Source organism: Streptomyces sp. NPDC052042 (assembly GCF_044548345.1).
Taxonomy (GTDB): domain Bacteria; phylum Actinomycetota; class Actinomycetes; order Streptomycetales; family Streptomycetaceae; genus Streptomyces.
Window position 1 is genome coordinate 43,737 of the sequence record NZ_JBIUBU010000004.1, and the last position, 19,572, is coordinate 63,308.

17 protein-coding genes and 4 pseudogenes are annotated in these 19,572 nt (G+C 69.4%); 10 read left to right on the forward strand and 11 right to left on the reverse strand.

The annotated features are described in order from the left end of the window. Positions 1-78: 78 nt before the first annotated feature. Positions 79-1,269: an ROK family protein gene (locus tag ACIHCL_RS09700; protein ID WP_399859085.1), complete on the reverse strand. Its 1,191-nt coding sequence runs from the start codon at positions 1,267-1,269 to the stop codon at positions 79-81. Between the two features lie 177 nt (positions 1,270-1,446). On the opposite strand from ACIHCL_RS09700, the gene ACIHCL_RS09705 reads away from it, so the two are divergent. The 8 genes and pseudogenes from ACIHCL_RS09705 to ACIHCL_RS09740 form a co-directional block, all read left to right on the forward strand. Continuing rightward, positions 1,447-3,573: an alpha-galactosidase gene (locus ACIHCL_RS09705; RefSeq protein ID WP_399859087.1), complete on the forward strand. Its 2,127-nt coding sequence runs from the start codon at positions 1,447-1,449 to the stop codon at positions 3,571-3,573. Positions 3,574-3,637: 64 nt separating this feature from the next. Beyond that, positions 3,638-4,492 (forward strand): alkaline phosphatase family protein, encoded by an 855-nt coding sequence (locus ACIHCL_RS09710; protein WP_399859089.1) that lies wholly within the window; start codon positions 3,638-3,640, stop codon positions 4,490-4,492. Between the two features lie 18 nt (positions 4,493-4,510). After that, complete coding sequence (locus ACIHCL_RS09715) at positions 4,511-6,376, forward strand: glycoside hydrolase family 36 protein (RefSeq protein WP_399859092.1); 1,866 nt, start codon at positions 4,511-4,513, stop codon at positions 6,374-6,376. A gap of 57 nt (positions 6,377-6,433) precedes the next feature. Then, positions 6,434-6,634: pseudogene (locus ACIHCL_RS09720) on the forward strand (transposase); the annotation flags it as partial. Positions 6,635-6,731: 97 nt separating this feature from the next. Next, positions 6,732-8,303 (forward strand): ISL3 family transposase, encoded by a 1,572-nt coding sequence (locus tag ACIHCL_RS09725; RefSeq protein ID WP_399859095.1) that lies wholly within the window; start codon positions 6,732-6,734, stop codon positions 8,301-8,303. Between the two features lie 38 nt (positions 8,304-8,341). Beyond that, a pseudogene (locus ACIHCL_RS09730) lies at positions 8,342-8,464 on the forward strand (transposase); the annotation flags it as partial. Between the two features lie 50 nt (positions 8,465-8,514). Next, positions 8,515-8,915, forward strand: a pseudogene (locus ACIHCL_RS09735) (transposase); the annotation flags it as partial. Positions 8,916-9,170: 255 nt separating this feature from the next. Next, positions 9,171-9,329, forward strand: a pseudogene (locus ACIHCL_RS09740) (transposase); the annotation flags it as partial. A gap of 54 nt (positions 9,330-9,383) precedes the next feature. Here the strand turns inward: ACIHCL_RS09740 and ACIHCL_RS09745 are convergent. Together ACIHCL_RS09745 and ACIHCL_RS09750 are read right to left on the reverse strand one after the other, a co-directional pair. Then, on the reverse strand, positions 9,384-10,124 hold the full coding sequence (locus ACIHCL_RS09745; protein ID WP_399859098.1) for a class I SAM-dependent methyltransferase: 741 nt from the start codon (positions 10,122-10,124) through the stop codon (positions 9,384-9,386). A 32-nt stretch (positions 10,125-10,156) separates the two neighbouring features. Further along, on the reverse strand, positions 10,157-10,390 hold the full coding sequence (locus ACIHCL_RS09750) for a hypothetical protein (RefSeq protein ID WP_399859100.1): 234 nt from the start codon (positions 10,388-10,390) through the stop codon (positions 10,157-10,159). A 213-nt stretch (positions 10,391-10,603) separates the two neighbouring features. Between ACIHCL_RS09750 and ACIHCL_RS09755 the strand changes: the two genes are divergently transcribed. Beyond that, entirely contained in the window at positions 10,604-10,912 is a 309-nt protein-coding gene (locus ACIHCL_RS09755; protein WP_399859804.1) for a transposase, read from the forward strand. A gap of 33 nt (positions 10,913-10,945) precedes the next feature. Here the strand turns inward: ACIHCL_RS09755 and ACIHCL_RS09760 are convergent, their stop codons facing one another. The 7 genes from ACIHCL_RS09760 to ACIHCL_RS09790 all read right to left on the reverse strand — a co-directional run bounded on the left by ACIHCL_RS09760 (position 10,946) and on the right by ACIHCL_RS09790 (position 17,809). Further along, positions 10,946-11,872, reverse strand: a complete 927-nt coding sequence (locus ACIHCL_RS09760) for an ABC transporter permease (protein ID WP_399859103.1) — start codon at positions 11,870-11,872, stop codon at positions 10,946-10,948. Beyond that, positions 11,869-12,819 carry an ABC transporter permease gene (locus ACIHCL_RS09765; protein WP_399859105.1) on the reverse strand — a complete coding sequence of 317 codons (951 nt, stop codon included), beginning with the start codon at positions 12,817-12,819 and terminating at the stop codon, positions 11,869-11,871. The genes ACIHCL_RS09760 and ACIHCL_RS09765 overlap by 4 nt, the downstream gene beginning before the upstream one ends. After that, positions 12,816-13,790, reverse strand: a complete 975-nt coding sequence (locus ACIHCL_RS09770; RefSeq protein WP_399859107.1) for an oligopeptide/dipeptide ABC transporter ATP-binding protein — start codon at positions 13,788-13,790, stop codon at positions 12,816-12,818. The genes ACIHCL_RS09765 and ACIHCL_RS09770 overlap by 4 nt, the downstream gene beginning before the upstream one ends. Next, on the reverse strand, positions 13,787-14,764 hold the full coding sequence (locus ACIHCL_RS09775) for an ABC transporter ATP-binding protein (RefSeq protein ID WP_399859110.1): 978 nt from the start codon (positions 14,762-14,764) through the stop codon (positions 13,787-13,789). The genes ACIHCL_RS09770 and ACIHCL_RS09775 overlap by 4 nt, the downstream gene beginning before the upstream one ends. A gap of 95 nt (positions 14,765-14,859) precedes the next feature. Then, entirely contained in the window at positions 14,860-16,359 is a 1,500-nt protein-coding gene (locus tag ACIHCL_RS09780; protein WP_399859113.1) for an ABC transporter substrate-binding protein, read from the reverse strand. Between the two features lie 71 nt (positions 16,360-16,430). Further along, complete coding sequence (locus ACIHCL_RS09785; protein WP_399859115.1) at positions 16,431-16,730, reverse strand: hypothetical protein; 300 nt, start codon at positions 16,728-16,730, stop codon at positions 16,431-16,433. 26 nt (positions 16,731-16,756) lie between these two features. Next, positions 16,757-17,809: a class I SAM-dependent methyltransferase gene (locus ACIHCL_RS09790; RefSeq protein ID WP_399859118.1), complete on the reverse strand. Its 1,053-nt coding sequence runs from the start codon at positions 17,807-17,809 to the stop codon at positions 16,757-16,759. 31 nt (positions 17,810-17,840) lie between these two features. On the opposite strand from ACIHCL_RS09790, the gene ACIHCL_RS09795 reads away from it, so the two are divergent. Next, positions 17,841-18,014 carry a hypothetical protein gene (locus ACIHCL_RS09795; protein WP_399859120.1) on the forward strand — a complete coding sequence of 58 codons (174 nt, stop codon included), beginning with the start codon at positions 17,841-17,843 and terminating at the stop codon, positions 18,012-18,014. A 67-nt stretch (positions 18,015-18,081) separates the two neighbouring features. On the opposite strand, the gene ACIHCL_RS09800 is transcribed toward ACIHCL_RS09795, so the two are convergent. Beyond that, positions 18,082-19,572: an aldehyde dehydrogenase family protein gene (locus tag ACIHCL_RS09800; protein ID WP_399859123.1), complete on the reverse strand. Its 1,491-nt coding sequence runs from the start codon at positions 19,570-19,572 to the stop codon at positions 18,082-18,084.

Genomic DNA, 19,572 nt, shown 5'->3' on the forward strand with positions numbered 1-19,572 from the left:
TCAGTGCTTGCCGGCAGAGGAGGGCGGCGGCCGGGGAGTCGTACGCGGCGGCGGTGAGGACGACGGTTGCTGCTCCGGTCATCCGGCGCCGATCGTGGATGTGGCCGGGGGCTGTGGGAAGAGGGCCTGGATGGCCACGGCGGCGCCGCCGCGGGCCCACTCCTCCCAGGGCAGCGGGCGCAGCAACAGCGGGCATCGGGACGCCGCTCCGAAGGCGTGTGCGGCGTATGCGTCCTGAATGTGGCGGCTGAACAGGTCGTAGGCGTCGGCTCCTTCACCGCTGACGACGACACGCTCCGGGCCGACGAGATTGACCAGCGCGGCGATGCCCACCCCGATGGCCTGTCCGGCCCGAGCGAAGGCCTGGCGGGCCGCGAGGTGGCCCTCGCGGGCCATGTCGACCGCCTCGTCGAAGGTGAGATGCGGGTTCGTGGCGGCGCGGCGGACCGCCGCGAGGATCGCGTCGGTCGAGGCGATCGCCTCGACACAGCCGCGAGCGCCGCAACGGCAGAGCGGTCCGGCGGGGTCGACGCAGATGTGTCCGACCTCGCCCGCGACCCCATGGGCGCCTCTGAGCAGGTGCCCGTTGACGACGAGGGCGGAGCCGATGCCCGCGCCGATGGTGACCAGCGCGAAGTAGCCCGTGCCGATGCCTTCGCCGAACCAGTGCTCGGCGACGGTCAGGGCCCTGACGTCGTTCTCGACGGTGACCGCCAGGCCGGTGGAGGCGCTGAGCAGTTCGCCGAGCGGGACGTCGCGCCAGCCGAGGAGGCCGGAGTGACGGAGCCGCCCGCTGTCGCGGTCCACGTCGCCGTTCACGGCGACGCCGAGGTGGCGCGTACGGTCCCGGAATGCGGGCTCGGCGTCGAGCAGTTCGTCGACCAGCTCGGCGACGAGGGCTGCGACGACCTCGGGGGCGCACACATCGAGCGGCCGGACGGCCGTGGCCCGGATGCCGGCGCGCAGATCGCAGACGGCGCCGAAGATCTGGTCGACGCTGATCTTCAACCCGACGAAGTACTCCCGGTCGGAAGCGACCGCGAGCGGGTTGACCGGTCGGCCTGCGCCGGGCGCGGTTCGCTCCGGCGGGAGTTCGTACAGGTAGCCGTCATCGATGAGGGGTCTGGCTGCCTTGGTGACGGCTGTCGAGGAGAGCCCCGTCCGCCGTGCCAGTTCCACTCTGCTGAGCGGTCCCTCCGCGAGAAGCAGGGCGAGGACCGCAGTCTCGGCGGGTGCACTGACCAGAGGCTGGGAGTGTTGTCGAAGCACGGGTGCAACGTAGAGCAAATAAATAACTTCTTCCAGTATTGATTTAGGAGTTGTGACCGCCCTACGCTCAGGTCCGCCTCGTGTCCATCCCGGGCCAAAACGCGGCGTCGGTCGTGCCCGCGTCACGCCGCCCTGGACACAACCCTGTTCCTCTCCGCACGTCAGGGGACCCACTCCGTGCTCGCCACGCTCCCGCTCGTCACCTTCGATACCACTCTCGGCCTCGCGGTGCTGCGCACACCGAACAGCCAGTACGCGCTCCGCGTCGCCCTCGACGGCAGCCCCCGGCACCTCCATTGGGGCACTCCGCTCGACACCGCCGCCCTCGCCGCGATGCCGGAGCCCATCTCCCCGGCCGCAAGCAGCTTCGAGGCCGAAGCCGCCGCCGACGAACTCGCACCACAGACCGGGGCGCGGTTCGGGCCGGCCGGCCTTCAGGTCCGCTTCCCCGACGGCACCCGAGGCGCCCAGTGGCGTTTCGCCGGTCACACCGTCGACGGTGGGGAGCTGCGACTGCGCCTCGACGACCGGCACCGTCCGCTGCGGGCCGAACTGTGCTACCGCGTGCGGCCCGGCACCGACGTCGTCGAGCGCTGGACGGAACTGACCCACACCGGGGCCACGGACGGCCCGCCGGCTCCGGTCACCGTCGACCGGCTGGACTCGGCCTCCTGGACCGCTCCCCCACTGGCCGACTACCGGCTGAGCCATCTGGTCGGCGGCTGGAACAGCGAGTTTCAACTTCGCCGCGACCGACTTCCCGTTGCAGAGACCGTGCTGACGAGCCGTCGGGGGTTCACCGGCCACCATGCGAGCCCCTGGCTGGCCCTCGACGACGGCACCGCGGCGGAGGAGCGGGGCGAGGTGTGGAGCACCACGCTCGCCTGGAGCGGAAGTTGGCGCGTCACGATCCACCGCGATCCGGTCGGCCGCACGATCTGGACCGGCGGCTTCGGCCATGAGGGCCTCAGTTGGACCCTGCGGGCGGGCGAGAGCCTTCGCACACCGGTGTACGCCGGCCTCTACACCCCGCACGGCTTCGGCGCGGCCAGCCGCGCCTGGCACGACTACGTACGCGGGCACGTGCTGCCGGAGCCCGAACGGGACCGGCCGGTCCTCTACAACTCGTGGGAGGCCACCGGGTTCGACGTCGACGAGGCCGGTCAGATCCGCCTCGCGCACCTGGCCGCCCGGCTCGGCGCGGAGCTCTTCGTCCTGGACGACGGCTGGTTCGGCACCCGCCGCGACGAGCGGTCAGGGCTCGGCGACTGGACTCCCCGCCCCGAAGCCTTCCCCCGCGGAGTGCGTCCGCTCGCGGACGAGGTGCACCGCCTCGGCATGGCCTTCGGGCTGTGGGTGGAGCCGGAAATGGTCAACCGCGACAGCGAGTTGTACCGCGCCCATCCGGACTGGGTCATCCATTCCCCCCGCCTCGACGCGACCGAGCTCCGCAACCAGCTGGTGCTGAACTTCGCCCGGCCCGAGGTCGAGTCCTGGGCCCTGGAGACCCTCGACCGGCTCGTGCGCGACCATGACGTCGACTGGCTCAAGTGGGACGCCAACCGGCCCTTCACCGAGGCCGGCTGGGACGGGCACCCCGACCCCGACCGGCTGTGGATCGACCACACCCGGGCGGTCCACCGGGTCATGGACCGGCTCCGCGCCGCCCACCCCGGGCTGCGCATCGAGGCGTGCGCGGGTGGCGGCGGTCGCATCGACCTCGGCGTCCTCGCCCGCACCGACCAGGCGTGGACCTCGGACAACACCGACCCGGTCGACCGGATCGGCATCCACCAGGGCTTCGGTCAGCTCTTCCCCGCCCAGGCCATGGCCGCGTGGGTCACCGACAGCCCCAACCCCGCCACCGGCCGGCGCACACCGCTGCGCTTCCGCTTCCACGTCGCGATGGCCGGGGCGCTGGGAGTCGGCGGAGACCTGACGTCCTGGTCCGACGAGGAACTCGACGAGGCCGCCGAGCTCGTCGCCCAGTACAAGCGGATCCGCCCGCTCGTGCAGCGGGGGCACCAGCACCGCCTCACCCCGGCCGGCCCGGTGACCGCCGTGCACTACGCGGCGCCCGACGACAGCGAGCACGTGCTCCTCGTCTGGCGCCCCGCGACCCGGTTCGGCCACCGCCCCGCCCCCGTGCGGCTGCCCGCACTCGACGCCGGGGCGCACTACCTGGACCCGGACCTCAACCGGGTGTACAGCGGCGGCGTCCTGGTGCACCAGGGCATCGACCCGCGGCTTCCCTCCGGCGACTACGCCAGCAGCCTGATCCGGCTCCACCGCGTCGCCCCTTGAGCATCACGCCCCTCCCCGCCCACGCCCCGCCTTCCTCGCCCGCCACGAAACCTCTGGATCACCCATGGAAACCTCTCAGGACACCGCCCGCGTACTGGTGGTCGGTATCGACGGCGTACGCCTCGACCTGCTCCCCGAACTCAACACCCCCCACCTCGACGGGATCGCCCGAGCGGGCTTCCTGGCACCCGTCGAGGTGGACTCCGTGACCCCCACGATGTCGGGCCCATGCTGGACCACCATCGTCACCGGCGTCGGTGTCGCCAAGCACGGCGTGTGGGCCAACCGCTTCGACGGCAACCGCCTCGACGTTTTCCCCGACTTCACGACCCGTCTCGCCGCCGACTGCGGACGGCGGACCTTCGCCGTCGGGGGCTGGGCTCCGCTCTTCCTCGCGCAGCAGGGCGGTCCGCTCTTCGTCGCCCCGTCCCGGCTCGCCTATGTCGCTCCCCGCGAGGACACCCCCGAAGGGTGGGAGGAGGTGGACGAGAAGGTGACCGCCGAGGCGGAACATCTCCTCGGCGTGGACGACGACCTCCACGTCGGCTTCGTCTACCTCGGCGCCGTCGACGAGACCGCCCACTTCCTCGGCTGTGGCCAGGAGTACCACCGGTCGATCGAAGCCGCTGACCGGCGCCTGGGCCGGATACTCACCGCCGTACGAGAGCGTCCCGGTCATGCGGCGGAGGACTGGACGGTCATCGTGGTGACGGACCACGGCCACCGCGACGAAGGAGGCCACGGCGGACGCAGCCCACAGGAGCGCACGGCCTGGATCGCCGCGTGCGGTCCCGGTCTGCCCGCCGGTAAGGCTCCGTCGGCCCTCCACCACGCCGATGTCGCCGCCCATGTCTACACCGCCCTCGGCATCACCCCCGACCCCCACTGGACCTTGGACGGCACCGCTTTCACCGCCTGATCCGACCGGAGGACTTCCGTGAACACCACCCCCTCGCCGCTCGGCGCGGCGCAAACCGCCGCGGCGTCGCCCTTCGGCGACCAGTGGTGGCAAGACCCCGGTGCCCTCCACGTCAACGGCGTGACGGTCAGCGTTCGTGCCCCCGGCACCGCCGTCGGAGCGACGCCGGGGACGGCCCCTGAGCGGCCCTTTCTCGTACACGTCAACGCGAGCGAGACGGGCACGGTCGACATCCGCCTCGACGTCCCCCTCGGCGACGCCGCCGGTTTCTGGCATCCCGACGCGGGGTGGGAACGGACCCTGCCCGCCGACTGGTCCGCCTGGCGGCCCCTCTCGCTCGTCCGCTCCGCACCGGTCGGATGCCTGTACGACACCGCGGGGCGAAACCTGCTCGCGTTCGCCACCGACCACGTCGTCCAACGGAGCCTGATCCGCTTCGGAGTGTCGGAGGAACGCAAACGCTTCGGCGTGTGGCTGCGCCTCCTGCTCGCGGCCGACGAGAGCTGTCTCATACGACTGGCCACCCCCGGCATCACCTTCGCGGCGGCGCTACGAGAGCTGCGGGACTGGCTGACGGAGCTCCCGGTCGTACGCCCGCTGCCAGTCCCGGACTTCGCCCGCACACCGGTGTACTCGACGTGGTACGCCTTCACGCAGGACGTGAACGCGGCCGACGTCGAGGCCGAAGCCGCCCTCGCATCCGACCTCGGCTGCGGTCAACTCTTCCTCGACGACGGCTGGCAACTGCACGGCAGCGGCCGAGGCTACGCGGGCTGCGGCGACTGGCGGCCCGACCCCGCAAAGTTCCCCGACCTGCCCGGCCACGTCGAGAAGGTCCACGGCCTGGGACTGCGCCATGTCGTGTGGATCGCGCCCCTGCTCCTCGGCAGCCGCTCGGATGCCTACCGGGCGTGGGCAGCGCGAGCACCCCACTACGTGCCGCACCTGGACTGTCATGTGCTCGATCCGCGCCACCGCGACGTACGTGATCACGTCGTCGCCACCTGTCGCGGACTCGTCGAGGAGAACGGTCTCGACGGACTCAAGCTCGACTTTCTGGACGAGGTCATGGCCTACACGGACGCACCGCCCGCCGTGACACCGGAGCCGGACTACATCCCCGACATCGGACACGCCATGACCGCGCTCCTGACCGACCTGCGCGACAGCCTGCGGTCCCTGCGCGGGGACGAGGTGGTGCTCGAACTCCGCCAGCCCTACACCGGACCGGCCATGACCACGTTCGGCAACGCCCTGCGCGCCACGGACTGTCCGGCCGACCCGGTCGCCAATCGGGTGCGCACCCTGGACATCGGTATGGTCGCGCCGGGCGCCGTCGTGCACTCCGACATGCTGATGTGGGACCCGCAGGCGGCACCCGAGACCGTCGCTCGCCAGCTGCACGGCGCCCTGCACGCGGTGCCCCAGCTCTCCATACGCCTGTCCCGGCTCTCCCTCGCCCATCGGGAGACCCTCGCCTTCTGGCTCGGCACCTGGTACCGGCTTCGGGCGGCGCTCATCGGAGGCACGTACGAGACGGGGCGGCCGGACGAGCTCTACCCCCACGTCACCGCCCACTGCGCGACCGAGACGGTGATCACCGCCTACGCCGACACGGTCCTCCGCCTCCCCCAAGCGCCTTGGCAGGCTCTCACCCTTGTCAACGCGACCCCCGCGGCTCGGCTCCTCGTCGAAACTCCCGAGCCGGCCGAGCCCGTCCTTGTCCGCGTCCACACCTACGGCGCCGACGGTCGTCCCCAGCCGCCCACCACGCGACTGTTCACCGGCGGCGTTCACACTCTCGACGTGCCACCGTCCGGCCTGTGCCGTCTCACCACGGACAGAGCCGCGGCCGGTCATGCGGACATGCCGGACGAGGCTTGAGAGAGCTCGCGGACGCCTCGGCCCGGGCCCACGCGCCTTGGGGACTGCAAATCGTTCGACGAGATGGTGATCTCGCTGGTCGCCAAGGGCCTGACCACTGGTGAGGTCCAGGCCCATCTCGCGGAGGTCTATGGCGCCGGGGTCTCCCGGCCGACCATCTCCACGGTCACGGACAAGGTCCTGGACGGCATGGCCGAATGGCAGAACCGGCCTCATGGCGTCGTTTATCCGGTGGTCTTCATCGATGCCATCCACGTGTAGATCCGGGTTCTGTCGACGATCTTGTGATCCGGACGGTTGAGCGGGTGGTGTCGGCTGTTCGCGATCATGCATCGCGTGCTCTCGTGATGTGTTCTTGGAGCTGTTTCCGTACCTGTCCGCGTTGTTGATCGAGGAGGTCGAGCGGCGGCCGGATGAGGTGGTGCTGAGGACGCGGGTGCGGTCGGCGACCGCGGCCTGCCGGTGTGGCCAGAGCTCGGCACGGGTGCATGGCCGCTATGTACGCAGGCTGCGTGACGTCGCTGTGGGCGGGCTCGGTGTCGTGATCGAGTTGTGCGTCCGCCGCTTCCGCTGCGAGAACCTTGCCTGCACGACGGTGACTTTCGCCGAGCAGATCACGGGCTTGACGACCCCGCACAGCCGCCACACCCCTCTTTTGCGTGGAGCGTTGACGCAGATCGGCCTGGCCCTGGCCGGCCGGGCAGGTGCCCGCCTGGCGGACGCGGTCGGCATCACCGTGGGCAGGGACACGCTGCTGCGGCTGGTCAGGACTCTGCCCGAGCCGGTCATCGGCGAGGTCGAGGTCCTCGGTGTCGACGACTTCGCCTTCCGCAAGGGCCGCCATTACGGCACGGTGCTGATCGACATGGCGACCCACCGCCCGCTGCACCTCTACGACGGCCGCGAGGGCGAAGACCTGGCCGCCTGGCTCCAGGACCATCCCGAAGTGAAGGTCATCTGCCGGGACCGCTCCAGCGGCTACGCGGAAGGCGCGCGGGTCGGGGCACCGCAAGCCGAGCAGGTCGCTGATCGCTATCACCTGTGGGCCAACCTCGGCCAGGCGGTCGAGAAGACGGTGAACGCCCACCGCTCCCGCCTGGCCGGGCCGCAGCCCGAACCCGCCGACAGCCCCGACACCCTGGAAGCCGAGCCCGTAGTGGTCCAGCCACCGACAGAGCTGAAGATCGTGACCCGCCTGCGTGAACAGCACGCCGCCGCCCACGAACTGTGGGAGCAAGGAATGTCGAAGGCGGCGATCGGCCGGAAGGTCGGACTGCACCAGGCCACCGTCCGCAAGCTGGTGGGCGCTCGCTCCGCTGACGATGTCGTCGCCAAGAGCCTGCAGCGGGCGCATGTCGTCGACCCGTACATCGGCTACCTGCACCAGCGCTGGAACGAGGGCGTCAGAAACGCCGCCCAGCTCTACCGCGAGATCAGGGAACTCGGCTATCCGGGAGGTGAGCTGGCTGTCCAGCGTCACCTACGGCGCTACCGGACCGGGCGCGGACACGCACCCGCCGTCGGACCCAAGCCTCCCTCGGTCCGCGAGGTCACCTCCTGGATCATGACCCACCCCGAACACCTCCGCGACGAGGATGCCGACAAGCTGCACCGCCTCCGCGAGCGCGATCCCGAACTCGACCGGCTCACCGGCCACGTCAGGAAGTTCGCCGCGATGATGACCGCACGCCACGGCGACCGACTCGAAGAGTGGATCGCCAGCGCCGAGCACGACAACCTGGCTCCGCTCGCAGGCTTCGCCCGCAACCTCCGCCGCGACTTCGACGCCATCCGCAACGGCCTGTCACTGCCGCACAGCTCCGGCGCTGTTGAAGGCAACATCAACCGGCTGAAGATGCTGAAACGCCAGATGTTCGGCCGTGCCGGCCTCGATCTCCTTCGCAAACGCGTCCTGCTCGCAAGATGAGTCCAGACCGTCCGGATCACAAGATCGTCGACAGAACCAAGATCCGCGACGGCGCCGTCGCCAACCAGCCCGTCCACGTGGCCCTGGCCGTCACCGTTGAGGGCCGGCGCGAGATCCTCGGGCCGTGGGCGGGCGAGGGCGGCGAGGGCGCCAAGCACTGGCAGCGGACCGGCCCCCCGGCGGGCAGCCGACGCCCGGCCGGCCGCCCGGATACGGGCCGTGCGTCATAGACCTCGCATCGCGCCGTCTGGCCGGATGGGCGATCGCCGACCATATGCGCGCGGCCCTCGTGACCGAGGCCCTGGCAGCGGCGATCCGCACCCGCGGCAGTCCCGCCGGATCGATCACGCACCGATCACGGAGCTCAGTACACAACACCGATCACGGAGCTCAGTACACAAGCAGTGCCTTCGCCGAAGCCTGCAGGTCAACAGGTTCAGGCGGAGCATGGGCGCGATCGGGTCCAGCGCGGACGACGCTCTCGCCGAGTCCTTCAACGCGACCTTCAAACGCGAGACCCTGCAAGGACGAGAGAGCTGGCCGAACGAGCGTGAGGCCCGCCTCGACGCTTTCCGATGGCTCCACCGCTACAACACCCGACGCCGACACTCCCGGGACGCGATCGAACCGCTGTTGCGGGCCGCCGCGATCAGCGGTTCCGCCGATCAGCGCCAGGCGACGGCGATGGCCCTGCTGCGACTCGGATTCGGACTCGGCGAACGGCAGGGCTTCGCCGACGCGCTGCGAGTCCACATTCGGGCGGCGGCGATCTTCGATGAACTCGGGGATGTCGAACACGAACTGCAGTGCCGCATCCTCACGGGCATTTGCGCCAGTACCAGCGGGCGGTCCCGTACGCGACGGCTGCGCGGCGGCCGGTGGGCCAGTCATCGCAGGATCATCAACGGGATCCTGTACCGGCAGCGCGCGGGTGTGCCCTGGCGGGATCTGCCTGCGCGTTTCGGTCCGTGGAAGACCGTGTATGAGCGGCACCAGCGCTGGTCGGCGGATGGCACGTGGGACAGGACCTTCTAGGGCCAACCGGGGAGGGAATACCTTCACGTCTCGGTGCGGCGGTGCTTACGGTTTGTGGGTGACCCAGAGCATTTCTGCCGGCCAGCGGTATGCCCAGTCAGGCGGGTCGGTTTCGTTGTAGCCGTTGGCTGTTCCGGGTTCGGGCCGCGGCTCGATGAGGTCGTCGATGATGAGACCTGCGCCGCGCAGGACCTTGATCCAGTCGCCGTAGGTGAGCTGATAGCTGACCGCGCCCTGGTCTTCGGCGATGGTGTCCAGCCCGAAGTAGTCCTGGTGCAGCGTCGTGGTTGCGCGGCTGGCGGCTTCGTCATAGCAGGCTTCGAACCATGGGCTGGCGACGTTGAACACCAGGCGCCCACCGCGGCGCAGGATGCGTGCGGCCTGCGGGACGGCCAGGCGCGGGGGCGCCCAGCTAAGCCCGCCGTAGTCACAGAACACCAGGTCGAAGCTGTCGGCGGCGAACGGGAGGTGTTCGGCGGCGCCTTGCACCAGCGGGTAGCGGGCCGCTCCCATCGCGCGAGCTGCCGCGGCGAGCTGGGCTTCGGACAGGTCGAGCCCGACCACGGTGGCGCCCTCAGCGGCGAGCGCCCTGGACCACTGGCCGGCGCCGCAGCCGAGTTCGAGGACGCGCTTGCCGGTGACGTCGCCCAGGGCGTTCAGGTGCGCGTCGGGGATGGCGTACGTGCCCCACAGCCGGGGCGTTGCGCCGATCTGCGGGTCGTGCTCGTGCTGGTAGGCGCTGCTGATCTGGTTCCAGAACCGCCGGTTGGCAGAAATGCTGTCCACGCGCCGACTCAAGCACTGCCTGCCGGGGGCGGTCAACACGATTGTGGCGGGATCGCGCCGCCGATGAGGCTCCCCCGGTTGTAGGAGACGCCGATGGCGGTCGAGCGGTAGGACGTGTGGAAGATCTCCGGTAGGAAGGCGGTGGTGATGCCGCTCGCCGTGCCGACGAAGAACAGGGTCACCGAGATGCCGAGGGTCAGCCACGCCAGATTCCCGGTGTCGGCGAGGAAGAAGAGCACGAAGGCTTCGACCGCGACGACTTCCACATCGACTTCGACCGCCGACAGGTCACCTGCCCCGAGGCCAGGTCAGCCAGGGCTGGCACGGCCCCTACCCGGCCTCCTCACCCACCGCCGCCCCGCTGATCGTGGCCCGGTTCACCAAGGGCCAATGCCAGCCGCGTCCAGACCGTCCCCGGTGCACCAGCTCCCGCGAAAGCGCCCGCAACGTGGGCTTTCCCCCTGCGAGAACTCCGCGATCTGCAAGTCCGCGTCCGCACCGAGCGGCAGACACCCGATTGGACGGCCCGCTACGCGGTCCGCTCCGGAGTGGAGGGCACCATCAACGAGTTCGCCCACGGACACAGCATGCGCCGCTGCCGCTACCGAGGACAGCCTAAAGCCCACCTGCAACACGTACTCACGGCCATCGCCGTGAACATCGAACGGCTCAGCAGCCGGTCAGTGACCGAGGAGACCTCTTCCCTGAGATCGCCGACCGCGTTCCAGACCTTCCTGGACCAGCACGGGATCCCCTGGTCGAAGTCCTGGCGAAGCCTCGGCAGCTGACCTCGACCATCGAGATCCCCGACAGAGTCCGGCTCAGGAAAGGTCGGGGTCGGTGCGGCTGGACTCCGCAGGGTTGACGGCATCGCGCACGGCGTCGCCGAGGAGCTGGAACCCCATCACCGACAGGCCGATGGCCAGGCCGGGGAAGAACACGGCCCACCAGGCGGTGGCGATCGAGGCACGTGCTCCGGCGAGCATCGCCCCCAGCGAGAAGTCCGGCGGCTGCACGCCCAGCCCGAGGAGGCTGAGCGCACTCTCGGCGAGGATGAAGCCACCCGCGAGGGTAGCCCACAGCACGATAATGGGCCCGATGACGTTCGGCAGGATGTGCCGGGCCATGATGCGCAGCGCAGTGGCCCCATGGGTCCGAACGGCCACAACGTGGTCGGAGCCCTTCATCTGCACAACAGTGCTGAAGATCGTCCGGGCGAACCCCGTCCAACTCCACAGCATGAGCGCGATCGCCAAATTCCTCAGCCCGGGGCCCATCACCGCCACGAGCGCGACGCCCACGGCGAAGAACGGCACCGAGAACTGCATGTCGGCCAGACGCATCAACACGGGTCCGAGGAACCGGTTGTAGTAGCCGCCGACGATGCCCAGCACGGTGCCGATCACGGCGCAGCCCGTGGCCGTGACAAGACCGAAAAGCAGGCTGGTCCGCAGTGCGTGGACGACCCGGCTGAACAGGTCGCGGCCGAGTTGGTCGGTGCCGAACACGCCTCCCCCGTTTCCGCCCAGCCACGCCGGCGCGACGTTCGCCTTGTCGAGCCGCTGCTCCAGCGGCGACATCGGCGAGAGGAGCGGGGCAAGCACCGCGGCGAGTACGAGGAGGACGAGCACCGCAAGGCCGAGCCGCGCCATCGGGTCGGCCAGGACCTGGCGGGCCAGGCGGAACCGGCGCTGGGGCCCTCGCGGCCCTTGTCTGCGTGGGACTGGAACGTGCTCCGTGTTCGTCATGTCTCAGCTCCAGTCTTCGTGCGTGGATCGATGGCGGTGACCGTGATGTCGATCAGCCCGTTCACCAGGGTGACAAGGATCGCGATCGACACGATGGCCGTCTGGACGACGGGAAAGTCCCGTTGAGCGACCCCGTTGAGGAGGAAGGAGCCGATACCGTTGAAGTTCATCAGTGGCTCGACCACCAGCAGTGCGCCGAACAGGTAGGAGAACTCGATGCCGACCCACGCCAGGACTGGCGGGGCGGCTCCGGGCAGGCCGTGCAGGGCGAGCACCCGCCACGGAGAGATGCCCTTCGACCGGGCGGTCTCGATGTAGCCGCGGGTGAACACGTCGAGGAGTTCCGAGCGGACCAGTCGCGACAGCGTCGCGTAGCCCATGAACGTGAGCGCGGCCACTGGGATCACATAGGACTCCAGGCCGGTGTCACCCCCGGCCGGGAGCAGCCTCCACCGGATGCTGAACAGCAGGATGAGAATCAGCGGCAGCACGAAGTAGGGGACCGCCGCTGTCACATACGAGACGAACAGCGCGGCCCGGCCCAGCAGGCGCGTCGGGTAAAGGGCACCGACGACTCCGAGTGCCAGCGCGATCACGCAGGCCAGGGTGATCGAGACACCGACGAGGACGAGGCTGAGTCCGAGCTTGCCCAGGACCAGTCCCTCGACCGGGCCGCCGAAGGTGTACGACGGGGGGAAGCGGAAGGTGAAGGATGAGACAAGTGCGTTCCAGTACTGGGCGGCCAGGGGCTCGTCCAGGCCGAGCCGGGCGCGTGTCGCCTCCAGCATCTCCGGGGTTGCGGATGGTTCGGCGTACAGCTCGGCGGGGTCTCCCGCGAGATGGCTGAGCAGGAACAGGAAGGACGTCACCCCGAACACCACGAAGACCAGACGAGCGGCCTGCGCGCCGACCCGCCGCAGGACGGGGTTCCACCACACGGCTGTCATGCCGCCTCCATCCTCAGTTCGCCGGGTCGGTGGCAGGCGACGGTGCCGCCGGCAGGAACCGGCTTCAGCGGGGGCGCCTCGGCCCGGCAAAGGTCGACAGCGAGCGGGCATCGGGGGGCGAACACGCATCCGGTGGGGCGGTGTACCGGTGACGGTGGTTCGCCCTTCGGCTGGATGCGCTGGTCGCGTGGCCGGTTCATCGACGTCAACATGACGGTGTAAGGGTGCTGGGCGCCGCAGGACAGCACGGCGGGCGTCCCGGTCTCGACGACCTCGCCAAGAAACATGATCGCCACTTGGTCGGCGAACTGCTCGGCCAGCACCAGGTCATGTGTGATGAACAGATACGACAAGCCCAGTTCGGCGCGTAGATCGGTCAGCAGGTTGATGATCTGGGCCTGCACCGATACGTCGAGCGAGGCTGTCGGCTCGTCGGCGACCACCAGCCGCGGGTGCAGCATCAAGGCTCGGGCGATGCCGACGCGCTGGCGCTGTCCGCCGGACAGTTCTTCGGCATAGCGCTGTCCGGTCCCGGAGGGCAGGCCGACCTGCTCCAGCATGGTGTAGACGCGGTCGCGGCGACCGCCTCGGTCGGTCCGGCTGACGCGCAACGGCTCGGCGAGGATGTCCTCGACCCGCAGGTGCGGGGAGAGCGAGGTACCGGGGTTCTGGAACACCATCGCCGCTCGCCGCCGGAAGCCCGCACGCAAGGCGCGTTCAGAAGCGTGGGTGATGTCCTCGCCCTCGAACAGCAGCTTTCCCTCGTCCACAGAGGTCAGCCGCATCACAGCCCGCCCGAAGGTGGTCTTGCCGCTGCCGGATTCCCCGACGATCGCGGTGGTCTTCCCGGCGCCGACGGTCAGGCTCGCCCCGGCCAGGGCGGTGAGCTTCGCACCGCGTCTGTCTTTCACGGGGTAACGCTTGATCAGGTGCTCGGCGACCAGCACCGGCTGTGTGGCGGGGGCCGTCATACCGCGGTCCCCTCGATCAGCCGGCAGCGGACGCGCCGGAGCCGGTCGGTCTCGATCACGGGCGGATCCTCCTCGCGGCAAGCGGGTACCGCGGACGGGCAGCGCGGTGCGAACGCACAGCCGTTCACCCGTTCGGTTGCGCTTGGTGCTATTCCGGGGATGGGCTGCAGCCGGGCGGCTGACGGGTCGGGCCGTGCGGCGATGAGCGCCCGGGTGTAGGGGTGGCGCGGGTCGTCCAGGACGGCGGCGACAGGTCCGTCCTCGACGACCTGGCCCGCGTACATGATCACGACGCGGTCGGCGATCTCGCGAATCAGTCCGAGATCGTGGGTGGACATCAGCACGGCTATACCGCGCTCGTCAGCCAGATCCCGCAGCAGGTCGAGCACGGCAGCCTGGGTCGTTACGTCCAGGGCGGTCGTCGGTTCGTCGCACAGCAGGACCCGCGGTGCGCCGACCAGGCACATCGCGATCATCGAACGCTGGAGCTGCCCGCCGGACACTTCCTGTGGACGGGCGCGCAGCCGCTGCGGGGCGTCGGTGACGCCGACGGCTTCCAACGTCTCCACGGCCAACTGCCGCGCCCGCTCGGTCGACAGGCCGGGGTCCGCGGCGCGCGCGGACTCCACGAGCTGGCGGCCGATGGTGTGCATCGGGTGGAACGCCGCCCACGGGTCCTGAAAGACCATGCGGACGGTCCGGGCGCGGAGGGAGCGCAGGTCCTTCTTCGGGAGGCTGGTCACCTCAGTCCCGGCGACCTGCACCGACCCCTCGGTGCGCGCGGCGCGCGGAAGCAGCCGCACGATCGACCGCAGGACCGTGGACTTGCCTGATCCGGACTCTCCGGCGAGGGCCACCACCTCGCCCGGTGCGACGTCCAGGCTGACGTCGCGCAATGGATGGGCGGTGCCGTGCCGGGTGTCGATGTGCATCGACAGGGCGCGGATGCTGAGCGCTCGACCCGAGTCTCCCACGGCAGACCTCCTGTTCCTTCTCGGTGAGGCCAAGGCCGTCGGCGCACGGCCTCACCACATCGGGTGTGACGGGTGGGCGGCCACCCGTCACACGGCTACGGCTGGTAGGTGATCCCGGTGAAGTCCATGGCCGGGTTCAGCCAGCGGATCCCGTCGACCCCCTTGACCGTTGCGTTCGGGGAGGACTGGGAGTAGGTGAAGAGGATGTAGTCCTTTTCGTTGACCATCCGTGTGGCCTTCTCCAGGAGCGCGACGCGCGCGTCGTGGTCCCTCTCCGTGCTCTGCGCCTTCCACAGGTCCAGCCACTCCCGGTCCTTGACGAACGGCTTGTTCACGGTGGCCAGCCAGCGGTAGGCCCGGGAGGCGTCGTTGATTCCGGAGTAGGACATGCCGCGGGCAAAGATCTGGGCGTCGGAACCGTTGCGGAACTGCTCCAGCCAGACAGGCACGTCCAAGGCCTCGACCTTGACCTTGAAGCCGACCTCGTTCAGGGAGCCCGCGACGGCCTCCATCAGCGGCTGTTGGAGGGTCGTGCCCACAAAGCGGACCTCCTCGCCGTCGTAGCTGGAGGAGGCGAGCAGTTTCTTGGCCTCGTCGGGGTCGTAGCCCTGGCTGTGCAGGTCGGCCACGTAGCCGGCGACGCCCTTGAAGGTCACCTGCCCGTCTTCCGCTTCGGACGTACCATGTGTGATCGTCTTGACCAGAGCGGCCTGGTCGAGGGCGAGGTTCGCGGCGCGGCGGGCCTTGGAGTCGTCGAAAGGCGCCTTGGTCGTGTTGAGCTGAAGCATCGTGGTGTTGCCCATGTAGCCCGCGTGCAGCTCCAGCGACGCGTTGGTCTTGATGTTCGGGGCAGAGGAGGCGCTGAGCGCCTGCGCGACCTGGATCTGCCCGGACAGCAGTGCGGACTCCAGCGCCTGCGGGTCCTTGTAGAACCTGAGGTTGACGCGGCGGGTGGGGGGCTTCTTGCCCCAATAGCCGTCGTGTGCCTCGAAGTCGTATCCACTCTCGGGAGAGTAGGACAGCACGCGGTAAGGGCCGCTGCCGATGGGTTTCGCGAGGAAGCCCTTCAAACCCTTCGCCTCCCAGTAGTCGCGTGGGACGACCGGGACCATGCCCACCTTTTGGACGCCCAGTGGGTCAGTGGCCGTCATGGTCACGATGAGAGTGGTGTCGTCCTTGGCCTTGGCAGAGACGAACGTGTCGAGGTTCTGGGAGAACGCGTATCCCTCTTTCTTGGTCAGGTTGAGGGAGAAAGCGACGTCATGCGCGGTCAGCGCCTCGCCGTTCTGGAACTTGACGCCCTTACGCACGGTGAACGTGAGGGTCTTGCCGTCGATCTTCCACTTGGTCGCGAGTCCCCCCTCGGTGAAGTCCTCGTCGCCGGCCTTGAGCAGGCTGTCGAAGACCGCGAAGTTGTAGGTGGACCACGACTGGTCCAGCGGGTTGTCGCTCTTGATCACAGAGGAGGTGCCGATGGTGACGACGTCCGAGGCAGCACCGCCCTTCTCGTCGCCGGCGCCGCCGCAGCCGGTCAGCGCGAGCGCGCCCGCCAGCGACGCCGCCAGCATCGACGCTCTCCATGCCTTGCCTGCCATGCGGGTTCTCCTTCGTGCTTTAGGTCTGGGGGTGGGGAGGGAGCCAGGGCCGGCAACCGGAAGAAGCTGGGTCAGCTCGTCGGCAGGTTCGCCAGGCTGCCGAAGATGTTGCGGACGAACTCGTCGCGGGCCTGCGCCAGGGCTTCTGCATCGGCGGGCTTGCCGACCTTGCTGTCGAGGACCTCACCAGCCGGCCGGCCGGCCACGGTGAGCAGGCCCTCCAGGTGGTGGAGCCGACTGCGGGTCACCCACAGCTCGGCCGCGAGCTCCAGGCACACGGTGACGAGGGCGTCCGTGGCGGGGTCGCGCAAGAACACCGGGTGCGGCCCGGCCTGCTCGTCCCACTCGTGGGACGCGGTGTCTTCGGTCATCGGAGTCTTCCTTCCTGGGCGAGTCGTCACTTCACGCAGCGCCGGACATGGCGGATGCCGGTGGGATCGGGCAGGGCGTCGGGGTCAACTTCGCGGAAGTGCCTGCCGAGCAGCCCCGCGAAGTCGGAGTGAACGAACTTGCTGGCGAACGGCTCGCCGTTGAACACGGTGTCCACGTCGCGGGTGTACGACAGGTAGTCGAAAGGGCCCGCGGCGTCGCGGCCGGCGAAGTCCACAACGACGAACAGGCCTCCGGGTCGCAGGACGCGGGCGGCTTCGACGACCACGTGCTCAGCCACCGAACGGGGCAACTCGTGGAAGAGGATGTTGCAGTAGACGAGGTCGAATGAGGCATCGGAGAAGGAGAGGTGCGCCGCCGACTCCTGCCGGAAGTCCACGTCCACCCCCAGCCGCACGGCACGCAGATGGGCGTAGCGGAGCATCGGAGCGGCGATGTCGATGCCCGTGACACAGGCCTCGGGGAAGCGCTCCTTGAGTGCGGTCGTGCTCTGCCCGATGGAGCAGGCAAGGTCGAGGATCGCGGTGACCTCGCCATCCTCCGGCACGGGGATGCGGGCGATGCCGGCACGCTTGGCCTTGTCGTCCTCGTTGCGCCCGGCATAGAAGACGTCGGTGCCGAGATGATAGACGTACCCCGCCAGGTCGTCCTTCTCGTAGCTGCCCGGCTGGAGATGGATGTCGGCGACGTCCAGATACTCGGGGTAGACCAGGCCGGGCTCCAGGGTGAGGGAGTCCGGAGTGGAGTCCTCCGCCTCCTGGAGCGCGGCGCGCAGCTCGGCCTCGCGCCTAAGGCCGCTCTCGCGGGCGCGCCGCCATGTCATCTCCTGCTGGCTGCGCAGGACCCGGTTCCGCATCGCCACGGCAGGGATCGGGTCCGCCTTCTCCCTCAGCTCGCCGACCGAGGAGACGGTCTCGCCGGTCAGGACGCCCTCGACCGCGGTGCGCGCGGTCCGGTTCAGGTCGCCCAACGCGAAGGCCCGCAGGCCCATGGTGAATTCGAGGTAACTCCGGTCATCGAGGGTTGCTGCGGTCGGCGGGTAAGTGCGGGAATCGGACATTCTCGAGTCCTCACTGTTCCACTCAGCGAAATTGAGTTCCAATGCCGGGGAGGCTATCCGCGCATTCGAATTGGTGTCAATGTTTCGGCCGAATAAAAAAGAGGACGACCGCCTGCATGCCGAAGCAGAAGCATCGGACGGCAAAAACGCAGGTGAAACCGGTGACACGGCATCGGTGAAAAAGATTCTCGCGGCGTCCGAATAACGTCCGGAAATAGGCACGGCGGGCCGGTCCGCCTCCGTCGGAGGCGGACCTATTCAAAAGTGGCGAGTCAGTGCATCAGATGGCGGCTCTGGTACTGAACATAGGCCTCGAATCCCTCGACGCCCAACTCGGTGCCGAGCCCGCTGTCGCGACGTCCGCCGAACGGCGCCGCCGTATTGAATCCGAAGCCGTTGATCCCGACGGACCCGGTGTCCAGTCGGCCGGCGACGTCCAGGGCGTGGCCCTCGTCGGCGCTCCACACCGATCCCGCGAGACCGAAATCGTTGTCGTTGGCGACCGCTATCGCCTCTTCCTCCCCATCCACCGGGATCAGGGTGACGACCGGGCCGAAGACCTCCTCCCGGCAGATACCCATGTCGTTACGGGCGCCGGTGAACACCGCGGGCTCCACGTACCAGCCCCGGTCGAGGCCGGGCGGCCGGCCTCCGCCATGGGCAAGCACCGCGCCCTGATCGCGTCCCGCGGCGACGTGCGCCTCAACCCGCGTGCGGTGCTCGGCGGAGATGAGGGGGCCGAGCCGTGTCGCGGGGTCGAGCGGGTCCCCGACAATGAGCCCCGCCGTCACTTCCACTACGAGGTCGGTGAGCTCGGCAAGCATGTGTTGTGGCACGACGATCCGGCTCTGGATGAAGCAGTTCTGGCCGCTGAAGGTGTAGGCGAGGAACGGGAGCGCCCTGGCGAAGCGGTCGAGGTCGGCGTCCTCCAGGACCACCGCGGCTGACTTGCCGCCGAGTTCCAGTACCACGGGCTTGAACGCCGCCGCGCACTGCACGGCGATGCGTCGGCCCGCCTCGGTGGACCCGGTGAAGCCGACGATGTCGACACCGGGATGCCCAACCAGCCGCTCCCCGGCCTCCCGACCGCCCGGGACGACGTTGAGCACTCCCGGCGGAATGCCGGCTTCCACGGCTGCCTCAGCGAGGATGTATGCCTCCAGCGGCGCCTGCGGCGGCGGTTTGAGCACCACCGTGCCCCCCACCGCGAGCGTCGGCCCGATCTTGAACATGCCCATCGGCAGGGTGCCGTTGTAAGGCACGATCGCGGCCGTGACGCCGCGCGGCTCACGCCGTACCAGGCTGCGCCGCACGCTGCCGGGACCGCGCTGCTCGGGAACCGGGCGCAGTTCCTCCTGGACCAGGGTCCGGGCCATGCCTGCGAAGTATCGCAGCAACTCCGACGCGCGACCCGACCGTCCGGCCGAGGTACTGAGCGGCTTGCCGATCTCGTGCGCGAGCAGGACGGCCAGCTCCTCCTCTCGGCTCTGGAGCAGGTCGGCGAGGCGTTCCATCGCCGCTGCCCGATCGGCGGGCGCCCAGTGGCGCCAGCCTTTCGGGTCCTCGAACGCCCGGCGGGCTGCCTCGACCGCGGCGTCGACGTCGGCAACCGAGCCGTCCGGGGCCCGGCCGACGACCTGCTCGGTGGAGGGCGAGACGATCTCGATGAAGCGCCCGGACAGGGCAGGAAGGAAGCGCCCGTCGATGAAGACGTCATCGCGGTGGAACCGTTCCGGCGCGAGGGCGCGGACCTTGCTGGCCAT

Coding starts and splice junctions, on each gene's coding strand:
- ACIHCL_RS09770 (WP_399859107.1), bottom strand. CDS start 13,790: ATGACGGCCCCCGCCACACAGCCGGTGCTGGTCGCCGAGCACCTGATC.
- ACIHCL_RS09780 (WP_399859113.1), bottom strand. CDS start 16,359: ATGGCAGGCAAGGCATGGAGAGCGTCGATGCTGGCGGCGTCGCTGGCG.
- ACIHCL_RS09800 (WP_399859123.1), bottom strand. CDS start 19,572: ATGGCCAGCAAGGTCCGCGCCCTCGCGCCGGAACGGTTCCACCGCGAT.
- ACIHCL_RS09760 (WP_399859103.1), bottom strand. CDS start 11,872: ATGACGAACACGGAGCACGTTCCAGTCCCACGCAGACAAGGGCCGCGA.
- ACIHCL_RS09790 (WP_399859118.1), bottom strand. CDS start 17,809: ATGTCCGATTCCCGCACTTACCCGCCGACCGCAGCAACCCTCGATGAC.
- ACIHCL_RS09765 (WP_399859105.1), bottom strand. CDS start 12,819: ATGACAGCCGTGTGGTGGAACCCCGTCCTGCGGCGGGTCGGCGCGCAG.
- ACIHCL_RS09785 (WP_399859115.1), bottom strand. CDS start 16,730: ATGACCGAAGACACCGCGTCCCACGAGTGGGACGAGCAGGCCGGGCCG.
- ACIHCL_RS09710 (WP_399859089.1), top strand. CDS start 3,638: ATGGAAACCTCTCAGGACACCGCCCGCGTACTGGTGGTCGGTATCGAC.